Genomic DNA, 14758 nt, shown 5'->3' on the forward strand with positions numbered 1-14758 from the left:
TCGGTTCGGGAGGGCCCGCCGCCCCCGACCTGTCGGCGGGACCCTAGCCGGCGTGGTTGGAGATGCACTGGTTGAGCAGCTCCAGGTTCAGGTTGATCAGGCCGAGAACGCCCTGCTCCTTCACGCACGCCTGGTAGACGTCGGTGTCGGTCTCGCCCGCGGAGGCGGTCCCGAGCCCCATGCCGAGCAGGCCGGCGGTGAACAGAGCGGTCATCATCATCTTGGCGGTGGTGCGCATGGCTCCCCCTTCGAATGCGAGCGGTCCAGCCGGTTGGCCGACCCACCAGGACAGATAACCATTTGTGTCTATTCGGAAACACTGAGTGGCAAAACTCCTGCCACCGTCTTCCCGGACGGGCCGCCCCGGCGGGCGCGCCGCGCACACGACGACCGCGGACCGGGCCCGCCTAGCGCTCTCCGGGGTCCTTCCGGGACGGCCGGGCGGACGCGCCGTCGGCCTCGGGGCCGCGGTCCTCGCCGTCGCGGGCCGAGGTGCGCGTGGAACCCGCGCTGGCCACGATCACGCAGGCCACCGCGAACCACTGCCACACGCTCAGCAGCTCACCCAGCACCACCAGGCCCACCAGCGCCGCGGCGGCGGGCTGGAGGCTCATCAGCACCCCGAACACGCGCGGCGGCATCCGGCGCAGCGCGGTCAGCTCCAGCGTGTAGGGCACCACCGAGGACAGCACGCCGACCACCAGGCCGAACAGCAGCAGGCGCCAGTCGAGCAGGGCCGCGCCCCCCTCGTACACCCCGATCGGCGCCATGACGACTACGCCTACGACGCTGGCGATCGCCAGGCCGGACGCGCCGCTGAACCGCTGGCCCGTCGACGCGCTGAGCAGGATGTAGCCCGCCCAGGCCACCGCGGCCAGCACGGCGAACAGGATGCCCAGCGGGTCCATCGAGCCCGACTCCAGCCCCAGCGCGACCACGCCCAGCCCGGCCAGGCCCGCCCACACCAGGTCGACCCGGCGGCGCGATCCCAGGATCGCGATGGCCAGCGGCCCCAAGTACTCGATGGTGACCGCGATCCCCAGCGGGATGCGCGCGAAGGCCTGGTAGATGAGGAAGTTCATCATCGCCAGCGCGACGCCGTAGCCGACCACCACCCACCAGTCCCCGCGCGAGCGCGCCCTGAGCACCGGCCGCGCCACCAGGACCAGGAGCACCGCCGAGGTCAGCAGCCGCAGCCACACGACCGCGGCCGGGGGCAGCGCGTCGAAGAGGTTCTTGGCCACCCCGGCGCCGGTCTGCACCGAGACGATGCCGACCATCACCAGCCAGACCGGGGGCACCGCCTCCACCGCTCGGAGCGGGGAGAACGCTGCCTGGGGCCGGGACGGAGTGCTCATGGGAAGTCATCCTACGTTTTCGGGGGTCCTCTCCGTCTCCCCGCCGTCCCCGGTCCGCGCCCGTCCCCGGTCCGCCCGGTTCCGGCCCCTCGCGGGCCGGTCCGGCCCGCGGGGCCGTGCCACGACCGCGGCCAGCAGCAGTCCCCAGGCCGCCGTGGCCACCGCGGGCTGCGCCAGCGTCATGACCAGACCGTGCACCGTCTGGTCCGCCCGTCCGGTCAGGAGCTGCACCCCGATCCACAGGAACGGCAGCGCCGCCGCGAGCAGGTTCACCAGCAGCGCGGCCCACACCAGTCCGGGCCGGGCGGGCCGCCGCCACAGCGTCAGCGCGCCGCCCGCGGCGAGCAGGAGCAACGGCGGGCCGAGGTAGCGGACCGCGATGAACCAGGGGACTCCGAGCGCTTCCATGCCCGGACCCTATCGAGCCCCCGCCACTGGCGGGCGAACGTGCACCAAACCGGCGAAGTGGTGTGAAATGGTCCGGGCCGTGGATCGACGCGGCCCCCGCCCGCACCCCGCTGGAGTGTCCTCAATGTCCCGACGCCGTGCCCGTTCCCCCCGCGACCACGACCGGTACGTCCCCCGCTGGCCGCTCCTGGCCGGAGCCCTGGCGCTGCTGCTGGTGGCCCTCGTCGGCGGTTACACGGGGGGCCTGCTCGTCTCCGGCGGGGACCGGCCCGAGGAGCCGGAGATGACCACGGCCTCGGGCATCCTTGTCCAGCCGCCCGGCGCCCCCGAGGCCGAGGAGCCCACCGAGGAGCCGTCTGAGGAGGAGGTGGTCCACCCGGCGGGGCTGGACCCCGCGCTCGTCTACGCGGTCCAGAGCGTCCACGGCGGCCGCGTCATGGACGTCGCGGGTACGTCCACCGCCAACGGCGCGCCCGTCCACCTGTGGGACCGCCACGACCAGACCAACCAGCAGTGGCGCTTCATCCCCGTGGACGGGGGCTTCTACGAGATCGAGGGCGTGGGCAGCGGCAAGCTCCTGGAGATCCCCGCCGACCCGGCCGCGCAGCCCGGCGCTGCCCTGCTCACCCGTACCGGCTCACCCAACCAGCACTGGTCGCTCGTCGAGGTGGGGCCGGGTGTGGTCCGCCTGGTCAACCGGGCCACCGGCCAGGCGCTGGAGGCGCAGGGCGGCGCCCCCGACAACGGCACCAGGGTCGCCCAGGCGCCCGACGGCGGCCACGCCCACCAGCAGTGGCGCCTGCTGCCGCTGAGCTGACTCCGGCCGGGGCCCGGGCTACTCCCAGCGGAAGAGGCGGCTGGCCAGCGCGCCGCAGACCAGCGCCCACACGGCCAGCACGGCGAACGCGCCCGGGCCGGGCAGGGAGCCGTCGGCCAGGACCGTCCGCAGCCCCGAGCTGAGCGCGGTGATCGGCAGCGCCGACGCCGCCTGCTCCAGGGGGCCGGGGAAGCTGCTGACGGGGAAGAGCACCCCGCCCAGGCCCAGCAGCAGCACGTACACCAGGTTGGCCCCGGCCAGGGTCGCCTCGGCCCGCAGCGTTCCCGCCATCAGCAGGGCCAGCGAGCTGAACGCGGCGGTGGCCAGCAGCACCAGCGCCACGGACGCCAGCACGCCCGCCGGGCTCACCGCGGGCGACCAGCCCAGCATCAGCGCCACCGCGCACAGCACCACCGTCTGGATCGCCTGCACGCCCAGCACGGCCAGGGTCTTGGCGGCCAGCAGGCCGAAGCGCGACAGCGGGGTCGCCCCCAGCCGCTTGAGCACCCCGTAGCGGCGTTCGAAGCCGGTGCCGATGGCCAGGCCCGTGAACGACGTGGACATCACCGCCAGCGCCAGCACGCCGGGCGTGAGCGCGTCCACCCGCGCCCCCTCGCCCACGTCCAGCACCGAGGTGAGGCTGAAGCCCACCAGCAGCAGCACGGGGATCACCATGGTGAGCAGGAACTGCTCGCCGTGGCGCAGCATGACCCGCAGCTCCATCTGGGCCTGCGCGGCGACCATCCGCCACATCGGCGCGGCCCCGGGCGCGGGGGTGAACAGCGAGGCGTCGTCGCCTCCGTGAGCGGGCGCGTCGGCGGCCGCCCGCGCGGAGGCGGTGGAGGTGTGCTCGTGCATCAGTCGCGCAGTTCCCTGCCGGTGAGTTCGAGGAAGACGTCTTCGAGGGTACGCCGCCGCACGCGCAGGTCCTCGGCCAGGACTCCGGCCGAGGCGCACCAGGCGGTGACCGTGGCCAGGAACTCCGGGCCGGGCGCTCCCGCTCCGCCGGGGACGACCGCGTACTCGCGGCGGCCGTCGGCGGGGCCGTGGGCCTCCACCCGGCTGCCCTCGGGCAGGGCGGCCTCCAGCAGGGCCGTGTCCACGGGGGCCTCGGCGGAGAAGCAGACCTCGCGGCGCTCTCCGGTCAGCTCGGCGGGGGTGCCCTCGGCGACCACGGCGCCGCGGTCGATGATGACCACGTGGTCGGCCAGCCGCTCGGCCTCCTCCATGTAGTGCGTGGTCAGGATCACCGCCACACCCGCCTCGCGCAGGGCCGCCACCAGGTCCCAGGTGGCCATGCGCGCCTGCGGGTCCAGGCCCGCGGTCGGCTCGTCCAGGAAGACCAGCTCGGGGCGGCCCACCACGGCGCAGGCCAGGGACAGGCGCTGCTGCTGGCCGCCGGACAGGCGGCGGAAGGGCGTGGCGGCAACCGAGGTCAGGCCCAGCCGCTCCAGCAGCAGGCGGGGCTCGATCGGCCGGGCGTGGAAGGAGGCCATCAGCCGCAGCCACTCGGCGGCGCGGGCGCCGGTGGGCACGCCCCCGGACTGGGGCATCACCCCGACGCGGGGTTTGAGGGCGCCGGAGTCGGCCACGGGGTCCAGGCCCAGCACCCGCACCCGCCCGCCGTCGGCGCGGCGGAAGCCCTCGCAGATCTCGATGGTGCTCGTCTTGCCCGCTCCGTTGGGACCGAGCAGCGCCGTCACCGCGCCCCGGCGCGCGCTGAAGGTGAGGCCGGTGACTGCGGTGGTGGCGCCGTAGCGCTTGACCAGGTCGACGACCTCGACCGCGGCTGTGTCCATGGGCCCTGAGTCTACGTGCGGCCCGGCGGAGGGCTTCACCGCCCCGGCCGGGCCGTTCGGGGTCCGGCGGCGCGCCGAACACTTCTGTCCGCATCCCGATACGGCGGTCTCGGCATATGGTCATCGGGAAGGATCCCGGGCCCGTTCCCGTTCGTGTCCACGGGGTTGCCGGTGCGTGAACCCCCTGTTAGGCAAGCCTGTCCTTGGTGATCAAGTCCATGGGGTCGGGTTTGCCTCGACGGACTTATTTAAGCCACACTGATGTTGTCAAAACCAGGAGCCGTGCCAGAGGGGGAGGGGAAGACCGTGTCCGAGACGTCCAGTGTGTCCCGTCCCCTCGCCGGAACGGAGCGCGGGGCCGAGACCGGCACCCGCGCACGGGTCGCGCGGCTCATCCTGGAGAAGGGCCCGATCACCGCCTCCGCACTGGGGGAGCGGCTCGGGCTCACACCGGCGGCCATCCGCCGCCACCTCGACAACCTGACCAGCGAGGGCATGGTCGAGGCCCGCGACGCCCGGCCCCACGGCGGGCGACGCCGCCGGGGCCGCCCGGCGCGCGTCTTCGCCATCACCGAGGCCGGACGCGACGCCTTTGTCCACGCCTACGACGACCTCGCCACCAGCGCGCTCCGCTTCCTGGCCGACACGGCCGGTCCCGGAGCCGTCGGCGAGTTCGCCCGCAGCCAGGTCGCCGACCTGGAGCGGCGCTACAAGCCCCTGCTGGACGCGGTTCCCGCCAAGCAACGCGTCCGGCTGCTGGCCGAGGCCCTCTCCAACGACGGCTACGCCGCCACCGCGGGTCAGGCGCCCGCACCCGGCGGCGGCGACCAGTTGTGCCAGCACCACTGCCCCGTCGCGCACGTGGCCGCCGAGTTCCCGCAACTCTGCGAGGCCGAGATCGAGGCCTTCGCGCGGCTGCTGGGCACCCCGGTGCGCAGGCTGGCCACCATCGCCCACGGCGACGGTGTGTGCACCACCCACGTCACCCCCCGGGGCGACGCGGAGAGCGGGGAGGACGGCACCCCCGCGTCCAAGGCCATCCGCCAGGCGGCGGAAGGCTCAGTTCACCACAAGGACGTCTGAGTCCAGGAGGAGTCCGCGCATGACGTCTATCGCGCATCCCGAGCTCGAGGGGATCGGAACATACGAGTACGGCTGGGCCGACTCCGACGCGGCCGGGGCCTCGGCCCGCCGCGGTCTGAACGAAGAGGTCGTCCGCGACATCTCCGCCAAGAAGGACGAGCCGGAGTGGATGACCAAGCTCCGCCTCAAGTCCCTGCGGCTCTTCGACAAGAAGCCCATGCCCAACTGGGGCGCGGACCTGTCCAAGATCGACTTCGACAACATCAAGTACTTCGTGCGGTCCACGGAGAAGCAGGCCACCTCCTGGGAGGACCTGCCCGAGGACATCAAGAACACCTACGACAGGCTGGGCATCCCGGAGGCGGAGAAGCAGCGCCTGGTCGCCGGTGTCGCCGCGCAGTACGAGTCCGAGGTCGTCTACCACCAGATCCGCGAGGACCTGGAGGAGCAGGGTGTCATCTTCCTGGACACCGACACCGCCCTCAAGGAGCACCCGGAGATCTTCGAGGAGTACTTCGGCTCCGTGATCCCGGCCGGCGACAACAAGTTCGCCGCGCTCAACACCGCCGTGTGGAGCGGCGGGTCGTTCATCTACGTGCCCAAGAACGTGCACGTGGAGATCCCGCTCCAGGCCTACTTCCGGATCAACACCGAGAACATGGGCCAGTTCGAGCGGACCCTGATCATCGTCGACGAGGGCGCCTACGTCCACTACGTCGAGGGCTGCACCGCGCCGATCTACAAGTCGGACTCGCTGCACTCCGCGGTCGTGGAGATCATCGTCAAGAAGAACGCCCGCTGCCGTTACACGACCATCCAGAACTGGTCCAACAACGTCTTCAACCTGGTCACCAAGCGCGCCGTGGCCGAAGAGGGCGCGACCATGGAGTGGATCGACGGCAACATCGGCTCCCAGGTCACCATGAAGTACCCGGCCGTCTACCTGATGGGCGAGCACGCCAAGGGCGAGACCCTGTCCATCGCCTTCGCGGGCGAGGGCCAGCACCAGGACACCGGGTCCAAGATGGTGCACTGCGCGCCCAACACCTCCTCCACCATCATCTCCAAGTCGGTGGCACGCGGCGGGGGCCGCGCCTCCTACCGGGGACTGGTGCAGGTGCAGGAGGGCGCCGACCACGCCAAGTCCTCGGTCAAGTGCGACGCGCTGCTGATCGACACCATCAGCCGTTCCGACACCTACCCCTACAACGACCTGCGCGAGGACGACGCCGAGCTCGCGCACGAGGCGACCGTCTCCAAGGTCAGCGAGGACCAGCTCTTCTACCTGATGAGCCGGGGCATGGACGAGGACGAGGCCATGGCCATGATCGTGCGCGGGTTCGTCGAGCCCATCGCACGCGAGCTGCCCATGGAGTACGCGCTGGAACTGAACCGGCTGATCGAGCTTCAGATGGAAGGAGCGGTTGGTTAAGTTGACCAGCCCGAGCACCGAACCCAAGGCCCACAGCCACGGCCTGGGGGAGATCCCGTTCTCCAAGTTGGCCACCCACGGGTCCTTCGACGTGAACGACTTCCCCGTCCCCGGCGGCCGCGAGGAGGAGTGGCGCTTCACTCCGATCCGCCGCCTCAAGGGCCTGCACGACGGCAGCGCGGTCGCCGACGGCACCGACAAGCTCGACGTGGACGCCCCCGAGGGCGCCACCGTCGAGACGGTCGGCCGCGGCGACGCGCGGCTCGGCACCGCCGGGTTCCCCGCCGACCGCGTCACCGCCCAGGCCTACACCTCCTTCGAGGAGGCCACGGTCATCACGGTCGCGCAGGGCGCGGCCCTGGAGCGGCCGATCACCGTCAACCGCCAGGCCCAGGGCGGCACGCGCTACGACCAGTTCGTCCTGGACGTCAAGCCGCTGGCCGAGGCGGTCGTGGTCCTCAACCAGACCGGCACGGGCGTGCGCGCGGGCAGCGTGGACATCCACGTCGGCGAGGGCGCGCGTCTGACGCTGATCAGCCTCCAGGACTGGGACGGCGACGCCGTCGACGTCTCGCAGCACAACGCCCAGGTGGCCAAGGACGCCACGTTCAAGTCGATCGTGATCACCCTGGGCGGCGACCTGGTCCGGCTCTCCCCGAAGGTGGCCTACAAGGGGCGCGGCGCCAACGCCGAGCTCCACGGGCTGTACTTCACCGGCGACGGCCAGCACCACGAGCACCGCTCGCTCATCGACCACAACATGTCCAACACCCGCTCGCGGGTGGAGTACAAGGGCGCGCTGAGCGGCAAGGACGCCCACGGTGTGTGGATCGGCGACGTGATCATCGGTGAGGGCACCACCGGCACCGACTCCTACGAGCACAACCGCAACCTCCAGCTCACCGACGACACCCGCGTGGACTCGGTGCCCAACCTGGAGATCTTCACCGGTGAGGTGGAGGGCGCCGGGCACGCCGCCGCCAGCGGCCGCCTCGACGACATCCACCTGTTCTACCTGCGCTCCCGGGGCATCCCGGAGGACGAGGCCCGGCGCCTGGTCATCCGTGGCTACTTCCTGGAGCTCATCAACCGGATCCCGGTCGAGGAGCTGCGCGAGGAGATCATGGCCAAGGTCGAGCGCAAGCTGGCCGCCCATGAGTGAGGCCGGACGCTGGGTGAAGGTCGCCGAGCTCTCCGAGATCCCCGAGGAGGGGGCCCTCGGGGTCGAGACCGACGACGAGACACCCATCGCCCTGGTCCGCAGCGAGGGCGAGGTGTACGCCGTGCGGGACGTGTGCTCGCACGCCGAGGTCCGCCTGTCAGAGGGCGAGGTCGAGGACGGCACCATCGAGTGCTGGCTGCACGGCTCCTGCTTCGACCTGCGCTCGGGGGCGCCGATCAACCCGCCCGCGACCCAGGCGGTCCCCACCTACGACGTGAAGATCGACGGCGAAGACGTGCTCGTCTCGCTGGATGAGAAGAATTCCTGAGGCCTGAAATGACCAAGTTCGAAATCCGCGGCCTGCGCGCCGACGTCCTCATCGGCGAGGACGAGCGGCAGGAGATCCTCAAGGGCGTTGACCTGACCGTCAACTCCGGTGAGACCCACGCCATCATGGGCCCCAACGGCTCGGGCAAGTCCACCCTCGCCTACGCGATCGCGGGCCACCCGCGCTACGAGATCACCGAGGGCGAGGTCCTCGTCGACGGCGAGAACATCCTGGAGATGAGCGTCGACGAGCGCGCCCGCGCCGGTGTGTTCCTGGCCATGCAGTACCCGGTCGAGGTCCCCGGCGTGTCCATGTCCAACTTCCTGCGCAGCTCCGTCACCGCGGTGCGCGGCGAGGCCCCCAAGCTCCGCCAGTTCTCCAAGGAGCTCCAGGGAGCGATGAAGGACCTGTCCATCGACCCGGCCTTCGCCGCCCGCGGCGTCAACGAGGGTTTCTCCGGCGGTGAGAAGAAGCGCCACGAGATCCTTCAGCTGGAGCTGCTCAAGCCCAAGGTCGCCATCCTGGACGAGACCGACTCCGGCCTGGACGTCGACGCGCTCAAGGTCGTCTCCGAGGGCGTCAACCGCGCCAAGGCGAGCGGTGAGATGGGCGTCATGCTCATCACGCACTACACCCGGATCCTCAACTACGTGAAGCCCGACTTCGTGCACGTCTTCGCGGGCGGCCGCGTCGCCGAGTCCGGCGGCCCGGAGCTGGCCGACGTGCTGGAGGCCGAGGGCTACGAGCGTTTCGTGAAGGCGGGCGCGTAACCCATGACCACAGTCCGCGAGTTCGGTCGGGCCGGGGCGGCCCCGCTCGACGTCGCGGCGATCCGGGAGGACTTCCCGATCCTCTCCCGGACCGTCCGCGACGGGCGGCCGCTGGTGTACCTGGACTCCGGGGCAACCTCGCAGAAGCCCCGTCAGGTGCTCGACGCCGAACGTGAGTTCTACGAACGCCACAACGCGGCGGTGCACCGTGGCGCGCACCAGCTCGCGGAGGAGGCGACCGACGCCTACGAGGCGGCCCGGGAGACCATCGCCCGGTTCATCGGGGCCGACGCCGGGGAGGTGGTGTTCACCAAGAACGCCACCGAGGGCGTCAACCTGGTGTCCTACGCGCTGAGCAACTCCGCGACCGCCGACGAGGAGCTGCGCCGCTTCCAGGTGGGGCCCGGCGACGAGGTCGTGGTGACCGAGATGGAGCACCACGCCAACCTGGTGCCCTGGCAGCAGCTCTGCCAGCGCACCGGGGCGACGCTGCGCTGGTTCCCGGTGACCGACGAGGGCCGCCTGGACCTGTCGGGGATCGCCGACCTGGTCAACGAGCGCACCAAGGTGGTGGCGTTCAGCCACCAGTCCAACGTGCTGGGCACCGTCAACCCGGTCGGGGAGATCGTCGCCCGGGCCCGCGAGGTCGGCGCGCTGACCGTGCTGGACGCCTGCCAGTCGGTCCCGCACATGCCGGTCGACGTGGCCGCGCTGGGCGTGGACTTCCTGGTCTTCTCCGGGCACAAGATGCTCGGCCCCAACGGAATCGGGGTGCTGTGGGGGCGCCGGGAGCTGCTGGAGGCCATCCCGCCGTTCATCACCGGCGGCTCCATGATCGGCGTGGTCCACATGGAGTACTCCACCTGGGCCGACCCGCCCCAGCGCTTCGAGGCCGGTGTGCCGATGGCCCCGCAGGCAGTCGGCCTGGCCGCGGCCTGCGACTACCTGTCCCGCGTGGGCATGGACAGGGTCGCCGAGCACGAGCACGCGCTCACCGAGTACGCGCTGGAGCGGATCGGCGCCCTGGAGGGCGTGCGGATCGTCGGCCCCACCGATGCGGTGGACCGCGGCGGCGCCGTGTCCTTCGCCGTGGACGACATCCACCCGCACGACGTGGGCCAGGTCCTGGACGACCTGGGTGTGGAGGTCCGGGTGGGCCACCACTGCGCCTGGCCGCTGCACCGCAGGCTCGGCGTCGTCGCGACCACGCGCGCGTCCTTCTACCTCTACAACACGCCGGAGGACGTGGACGCGCTCGTGGAGGCCATCAGGGCCGCGCAGAAGTTCTTCGGAACCCGGCCCTAGAACGAGGAACAGCCTGACCATGCAGTTGGACGCGATGTACCAGGAGATCATCCTGGACCACTACCGCAACCCGCACCACAAGGGTCTGCGCGATCCGCACAACGCGGAGGCGCACCACATCAACCCCACCTGTGGGGACGAGGTGACGCTCCGGGTCGCGCTGACCCCCGCCGAGGGCTCCGGCGGCCTCGACCGCGAGGCCGTGGTCAGCGACGTCTCCTACGAGGGGATGGGCTGCTCGATCAGCCAGGCCAGCACCTCGGTGCTGACCGACCTGCTCATCGGCCGCACCGTCGCCGAGGGCATGACCACCCTGGACGCCTTCACCGAGCTGATGCAGTCCAAGGGCAAGGGCGAGCCCGACGAGGACGTGCTGGAGGACGCCGTGGCGTTCGTCGGCGTGTCCAAGTACCCCGCGCGGATCAAGTGCGCCCTGCTGGGTTGGATGGCCTGGAAGGACGCCGTGTCGCAGTCCCTGGAGAAGGAAGCCGTCTGATGAGCGAGAACGAGACGACAACGACCGAGGCCGCCGAGGGCGCCCCCCTCTCCCCGGAGGCGGAGGCGCTGGTCGAGGAGATCAGCGAGGCGCTCAAGGACGTGATCGACCCCGAGCTGGGCGTGAACGTCGTCGACCTGGGCCTGCTGTACGGGGTGAACGCCGACGACAGCACCATCACGCTGGACATGACACTGACCAGCGCGGCGTGCCCCCTGACCGACGTGATCGAGGACCAGGCCACCAGCGCCCTGGACGAGTTCGAGCGCGAGGTCAAGATCAACTGGGTCTGGATGCCGCCGTGGGGTCCGGACAAGATCACCGACGACGGGCGCGACCAGCTGCGCATGCTGGGCTTCAACGTCTGACACGCGCCGCACGCGCGAAACGGGCCGATCCCCTCGGGGGCCGGCCCGTTTCGCGTGCCCGGGACCGCCACCGCGGGGCCCGGGGTCCCCTCCGGTGCCGTGGCGGGCGGTGGCGGTCCGTGTCGCGGGGTCGGAGCGGCCCCCGCGCGGTCGGCGCGGGTGCCGTGCCGCGTCAGGGCCTTCGGGCGCGGGCGCCCGGGTCCGTCAGTAGACGAGGGGGTTGAACTGGGGGGCGGCGAAGGTGCCGCCGGCGTGGAAGTCGACGCTGCGCCCGGCGGGGACCCGGTACTGGGTGGTGGTCTTGGACGGGGAGTTGGCCCAGGTGCCCCGGATCGTCACGGAGTAGGAGACGCCGGAGGAGCTGATGCCGGTGCTGGTGCACTGGCCGGGGCTGACCAGGAAGGTGCTGAAGCCGCCGAAGTCGGCGTAGGCCGTGTAGTCGGAGGACACGTTGCACAGGCGGAAGGTGCCCGCGGCCGCGGCGGGGGCGGCGGTGCCCACCGCCAGGCCCAGGGAGAGCAGGAGGCCCAGGGCCAGGGTGAGGGCGAGCGACTTGCCTCGTGAGAGCACGGCGGACATGGAACTCCTCGGTTTGGTCGTGGATCAGGGTGTGGGACCGCGCCCGGACGGGCGCGCTGAGTAGTCAACCACACGCGCAAGGCCACTTCTAGGGTTTGCGTGTTTTTATTCTTGTCTTTGCGTGTGTTCATGCGGACTTTGTGTGCCTTCAAGGGGTCGCAATGCCCTGTTCGCCTGGGCGGCCGGTCCTCCCGGCGGCCCGGGCACACGAAGAGCGCCCGCCGCCGGGGGCGACGGGCGCTCGTGGCGACGTGCTAGTGCGCGGCGAACATGCCCGCGCGCAGCTCCGCGGCGATGTCGTTGTCACCGCGCAGGGACAGCAGGTCCACCAGCGACTGGGGGTCGGCGAAGGCCTCGTCGTCGCTGTCGGTGATCCGGCGGGAGAGGATCTTCAGGGCGTCCTCGGTGGAGGCGGGCGCGGTGTAGCCGCTCAGGTGCAGCGCCCGGGCCGTGGGGGAGTAACCGCTCAGGTCGGTGGCGGGCAGCTTGCGCGCGTCCAGCCGGTCCCCGGCCACGGTGATGAACACGCGGTCGCCGGGCTGGGCGGCCTGGCGGCGCAGCAGGGGGCGCAGGGAGTCGAACGCCGGCTGGTCGCGCCAGACCAGAACCAGCAGGTCCGCGCCCGGGGCGGTCAGGCACAGCAGCCTCCCCGGCTGGAGGCCCAGGTGGGTGGCGTACCCGGTGGGCACGGCCACGGGGGCGCCGTTGAGGTGGTCGGCGGTGATGTCGATGCGGTGCCACCAGCGCCCGTCCGGGGCGCGGAAGCAGCGGGCCGCCATGGCGGGGTCGCTCGCACCCGGCCGCGAGGGCGGTGCGGGCGGCGCGACCGGGGACGCGGGCGGCAGACCGTGGGCCTGTCCGGGGGCCGGGCCCAGCGGCACGACGCGGTGCGGGTCCAGCGCGGCGGCGCCGAAGGCCGCGGGAACCCGCTCTGGGCCGGTTCCGTGCTGCTGGGAGGGGGCGGGCTCGGCCGGTGCCGCGGACGGCTGCGCGTCCACGCGCCGCCGTATGGGCAACCCGTTCTCGGTGGTGGCCCCCGAGTCCTCCGGGGCGGTGTGGCCCGGGTGGTTGGCGGGCATCTCCATGGGCACCGACGGGTCCGTGAACACGTGCCCGTCCCGCAGGCTCACACCGGGGGTGCTCAGCAGCCAGGCGCGCAGCTCCTGCTGGCGGATGCCGATCCGGCTGAGCCGGATCCCGGCCTCGGTCATGCTGGGGGCGTCGTCCAGCAGTTCGCGGGTCTGCCAGCGCAGCCGGTTGGGGTCGTCGGCGATCAGCCAGCCGTTGTGCATGCGCCGGTCGGTGAACAGGGTGATGATCACCCGCCACAGCGGCGTGTTGAGGGTGGGCACGTCCACCGGGTGGTCGGGGTGGGCGTTGATCAGGCGGTCGATGGTGGTCGCCGCGCCCAGCTGCTCGGACAGCTCGCGCAGGTGCTTGGTGATCGCGGCGCCCTCGGGTGCGTTGAGCCAGCGCAGCAGGCGCTCCTCCACCTTGCGCTGGGCGGAGCGGATCTCGGTGACGTCCACCGCGATCTGCTCCGAGAGCACGCGGATGCTGATGGGGTCGGTGGCGAACAGGCGCTCGGCGGCCACCGTGCGCTCCAGTTCCGGCCAGGAACGGAACATCTCCTCGACCAGGTCCACCAGGGGGTGCTGGCCCAGCGCGGGGGCCGGGGGGCGCTCCTGGGCGTGGTCGGGCCGCATGGCCTTGGGCGGACCGAAGCTGGGGCGGCGCAGGGTGCGCCCGGGGCCCAGCAGGGAGCTGCGGAACTGCGAGCGCAGGTCGCCCGCGCCCTCGCCGCGGGCGCCGTCGACGTCAACGGCCTCGGTGCGCAGGGCGGAACCGGGGATCATCGCGGCCGAGCTGACCATGGCCGTGGCCGCCTGCTCCGGGACCGCGGCGCCGGAGGACTCGGCCTCCTCGCCGCGCTGGGCGCGCAGGGCCCGCAGGGTGCGGATCGCGCGCGTCGCCGGGGTCTGCGGCGGGGCCGCGTGTCCGGGGCCCTCGGTCCCCGTGCCGGAACCCGTGGCGGCGGTGAGGTACTCCAGCGCGCTGTGCACGTGCTCGGGCGCGGAGTCGGGCAGCCAGTGGGCGATGGTGCGCACGGCCTCCATCATCAGGGCGGGGGAGGGGGTGGGGCCCCGGGGAGCTCGCAGCAGGGCTGTAGCGCCCGCCAGGCCACCGTGCTCAGGATGTCCATGGGGTCGCAGTCGGCGAGCGCCCACGCGCCGATCTCCTGCGGGCTCGCGGAGATGAGGCGTTCCCAGTCCCCGGCGGTGGCCGCGACCGCGCCGCGCACGGGCTCGGAGAGGTCGGAGCAGTCCACCAGCTGGGTGCGCAGGCTCGGCAGGAACTCGGCCAGCGGCAGGTGCGCCCACTGCTCCAGCGCCAGGCGGGCGATGCCGTGCGCGAGCCAGGGCGGCCCAGCGATGTCCAGGACGCGTGCGACGGGCAGCGAGTGCCACCAGCCGTCGATCAGACGGTCGTGGTGGAGCAGTGGAGCCACGTCCGGCGACCGCGACCACCGCAGTGCGGGCGCGAGGTCGACGAGGCAGATCGGAGAGACGGCGTTCATCCGCTGGGGACCTCGACCTCCTGGTGTCTGCACGTGAATTGGGGAGGAACCGCACGGGCCTTCGGTTCGATGCACCACAGTACGCGCCCCTCGCCCGCGGGGAGGCCGGACGGGAGGCCGGTCCGCGCGCCACGGGCGGGCACGGCGAGCCGGGGGACAGGGGTGCCGTGAGCACTCCCCCGAGATCGTACGTCCCCTGACGCCACATGGGTACCCCCGGGCGTGCCAGGTCCGCCGCGACCGGACCGTGACTGCGTTGTGTGGTGACCGTGACG

At 72.1% G+C, this 14758-nt stretch carries 15 protein-coding genes and 1 pseudogene; 9 read left to right on the forward strand and 7 right to left on the reverse strand.

Annotated features, from left to right (window positions below; all coding sequences use genetic code 11):
• Positions 1 to 43 precede the first annotated feature (43 nt).
• The 3 genes from KGD83_RS10750 to KGD83_RS10760 form a co-directional block, all read right to left on the reverse strand.
• Positions 44 to 238: a hypothetical protein gene (locus KGD83_RS10750; protein ID WP_212643639.1), complete on the reverse strand. Its 195-nt coding sequence runs from the start codon at positions 236 to 238 to the stop codon at positions 44 to 46.
• 169 nt (positions 239 to 407) lie between these two features.
• Entirely contained in the window at positions 408 to 1358 is a 951-nt protein-coding gene (locus KGD83_RS10755) for an EamA family transporter (protein WP_212643640.1), read from the reverse strand.
• Between the two features lie 6 nt (positions 1359 to 1364).
• Complete coding sequence (locus KGD83_RS10760; protein WP_212643641.1) at positions 1365 to 1766, reverse strand: hypothetical protein; 402 nt, start codon at positions 1764 to 1766, stop codon at positions 1365 to 1367.
• A 124-nt stretch (positions 1767 to 1890) separates the two neighbouring features.
• On the opposite strand from KGD83_RS10760, the gene KGD83_RS10765 reads away from it, so the two are divergent.
• Positions 1891 to 2583: an RICIN domain-containing protein gene (locus tag KGD83_RS10765; RefSeq protein WP_212643642.1), complete on the forward strand. Its 693-nt coding sequence runs from the start codon at positions 1891 to 1893 to the stop codon at positions 2581 to 2583.
• 18 nt (positions 2584 to 2601) lie between these two features.
• Here KGD83_RS10765 and KGD83_RS10770 read toward each other — a convergent pair whose 3' ends face one another.
• Together KGD83_RS10770 and KGD83_RS10775 are read right to left on the reverse strand one after the other, a co-directional pair.
• Entirely contained in the window at positions 2602 to 3441 is an 840-nt protein-coding gene (locus tag KGD83_RS10770) for an ABC transporter permease (RefSeq protein WP_212643643.1), read from the reverse strand.
• On the reverse strand, positions 3441 to 4382 hold the full coding sequence (locus KGD83_RS10775) for an ABC transporter ATP-binding protein (RefSeq protein WP_212643644.1): 942 nt from the start codon (positions 4380 to 4382) through the stop codon (positions 3441 to 3443). The genes KGD83_RS10770 and KGD83_RS10775 overlap by 1 nt, the downstream gene beginning before the upstream one ends.
• Before the next feature lie 306 nt (positions 4383 to 4688).
• Here KGD83_RS10775 and KGD83_RS10780 point away from each other — a divergent pair, with 306 nt between their 5' ends.
• The 8 genes from KGD83_RS10780 to KGD83_RS10815 are packed head-to-tail and all read left to right on the forward strand — an operon-like array spanning position 4689 to position 11326.
• A complete protein-coding gene (locus tag KGD83_RS10780) occupies positions 4689 to 5465 on the forward strand; it encodes a helix-turn-helix transcriptional regulator (protein WP_212643645.1) in 777 nt (258 codons plus the stop codon).
• A gap of 19 nt (positions 5466 to 5484) precedes the next feature.
• Positions 5485 to 6897 (forward strand): Fe-S cluster assembly protein SufB, encoded by a 1413-nt coding sequence (gene sufB / locus KGD83_RS10785; RefSeq protein WP_013153980.1) that lies wholly within the window; start codon positions 5485 to 5487, stop codon positions 6895 to 6897.
• A gap of 1 nt (position 6898) precedes the next feature.
• A complete protein-coding gene (gene sufD, locus KGD83_RS10790) occupies positions 6899 to 8059 on the forward strand; it encodes a Fe-S cluster assembly protein SufD (RefSeq protein WP_047869920.1) in 1161 nt (386 codons plus the stop codon).
• Positions 8052 to 8387 (forward strand): non-heme iron oxygenase ferredoxin subunit, encoded by a 336-nt coding sequence (locus tag KGD83_RS10795; protein WP_013153978.1) that lies wholly within the window; start codon positions 8052 to 8054, stop codon positions 8385 to 8387. The genes sufD and KGD83_RS10795 overlap by 8 nt, the downstream gene beginning before the upstream one ends.
• Positions 8388 to 8395: 8 nt before the next feature.
• On the forward strand, positions 8396 to 9157 hold the full coding sequence (gene sufC / locus KGD83_RS10800) for a Fe-S cluster assembly ATPase SufC (RefSeq protein ID WP_013153977.1): 762 nt from the start codon (positions 8396 to 8398) through the stop codon (positions 9155 to 9157).
• Between the two features lie 3 nt (positions 9158 to 9160).
• On the forward strand, positions 9161 to 10462 hold the full coding sequence (locus KGD83_RS10805; RefSeq protein ID WP_212643646.1) for a cysteine desulfurase: 1302 nt from the start codon (positions 9161 to 9163) through the stop codon (positions 10460 to 10462).
• Positions 10463 to 10481: 19 nt separating this feature from the next.
• Complete coding sequence (gene sufU, locus KGD83_RS10810; RefSeq protein ID WP_013153975.1) at positions 10482 to 10958, forward strand: Fe-S cluster assembly sulfur transfer protein SufU; 477 nt, start codon at positions 10482 to 10484, stop codon at positions 10956 to 10958.
• Positions 10958 to 11326: a metal-sulfur cluster assembly factor gene (locus KGD83_RS10815; protein WP_212643647.1), complete on the forward strand. Its 369-nt coding sequence runs from the start codon at positions 10958 to 10960 to the stop codon at positions 11324 to 11326. The genes sufU and KGD83_RS10815 overlap by 1 nt, the downstream gene beginning before the upstream one ends.
• A gap of 204 nt (positions 11327 to 11530) precedes the next feature.
• On the opposite strand, the gene KGD83_RS10820 is transcribed toward KGD83_RS10815, so the two are convergent.
• Both KGD83_RS10820 and KGD83_RS10825 read right to left on the reverse strand, forming a co-directional pair.
• Positions 11531 to 11905: a hypothetical protein gene (locus KGD83_RS10820; RefSeq protein ID WP_212643648.1), complete on the reverse strand. Its 375-nt coding sequence runs from the start codon at positions 11903 to 11905 to the stop codon at positions 11531 to 11533.
• 254 nt (positions 11906 to 12159) lie between these two features.
• A pseudogene (locus KGD83_RS10825) lies at positions 12160 to 14483 on the reverse strand (hypothetical protein).
• Positions 14484 to 14758: the final 275 nt, after the last annotated feature.

This window comes from Nocardiopsis akebiae (assembly GCF_018316795.1).
GTDB classification, from domain to species: Bacteria; Actinomycetota; Actinomycetes; order Streptosporangiales; family Streptosporangiaceae; genus Nocardiopsis; species Nocardiopsis dassonvillei.

Coding starts and splice junctions, on each gene's coding strand:
- KGD83_RS10750 (WP_212643639.1), bottom strand. CDS start 238: ATGCGCACCACCGCCAAGATGATGATGACCGCTCTGTTCACCGCCGGC.
- KGD83_RS10755 (WP_212643640.1), bottom strand. CDS start 1,358: ATGAGCACTCCGTCCCGGCCCCAGGCAGCGTTCTCCCCGCTCCGAGCG.
- KGD83_RS10760 (WP_212643641.1), bottom strand. CDS start 1,766: ATGGAAGCGCTCGGAGTCCCCTGGTTCATCGCGGTCCGCTACCTCGGC.
- KGD83_RS10765 (WP_212643642.1), top strand. CDS start 1,891: ATGTCCCGACGCCGTGCCCGTTCCCCCCGCGACCACGACCGGTACGTC.
- KGD83_RS10770 (WP_212643643.1), bottom strand. CDS start 3,441: ATGCACGAGCACACCTCCACCGCCTCCGCGCGGGCGGCCGCCGACGCG.
- KGD83_RS10775 (WP_212643644.1), bottom strand. CDS start 4,382: ATGGACACAGCCGCGGTCGAGGTCGTCGACCTGGTCAAGCGCTACGGC.
- sufB (WP_013153980.1), top strand. CDS start 5,485: ATGACGTCTATCGCGCATCCCGAGCTCGAGGGGATCGGAACATACGAG.
- KGD83_RS10795 (WP_013153978.1), top strand. CDS start 8,052: ATGAGTGAGGCCGGACGCTGGGTGAAGGTCGCCGAGCTCTCCGAGATC.
- sufC (WP_013153977.1), top strand. CDS start 8,396: ATGACCAAGTTCGAAATCCGCGGCCTGCGCGCCGACGTCCTCATCGGC.
- KGD83_RS10805 (WP_212643646.1), top strand. CDS start 9,161: ATGACCACAGTCCGCGAGTTCGGTCGGGCCGGGGCGGCCCCGCTCGAC.
- sufU (WP_013153975.1), top strand. CDS start 10,482: ATGCAGTTGGACGCGATGTACCAGGAGATCATCCTGGACCACTACCGC.
- KGD83_RS10815 (WP_212643647.1), top strand. CDS start 10,958: ATGAGCGAGAACGAGACGACAACGACCGAGGCCGCCGAGGGCGCCCCC.
- KGD83_RS10820 (WP_212643648.1), bottom strand. CDS start 11,905: ATGTCCGCCGTGCTCTCACGAGGCAAGTCGCTCGCCCTCACCCTGGCC.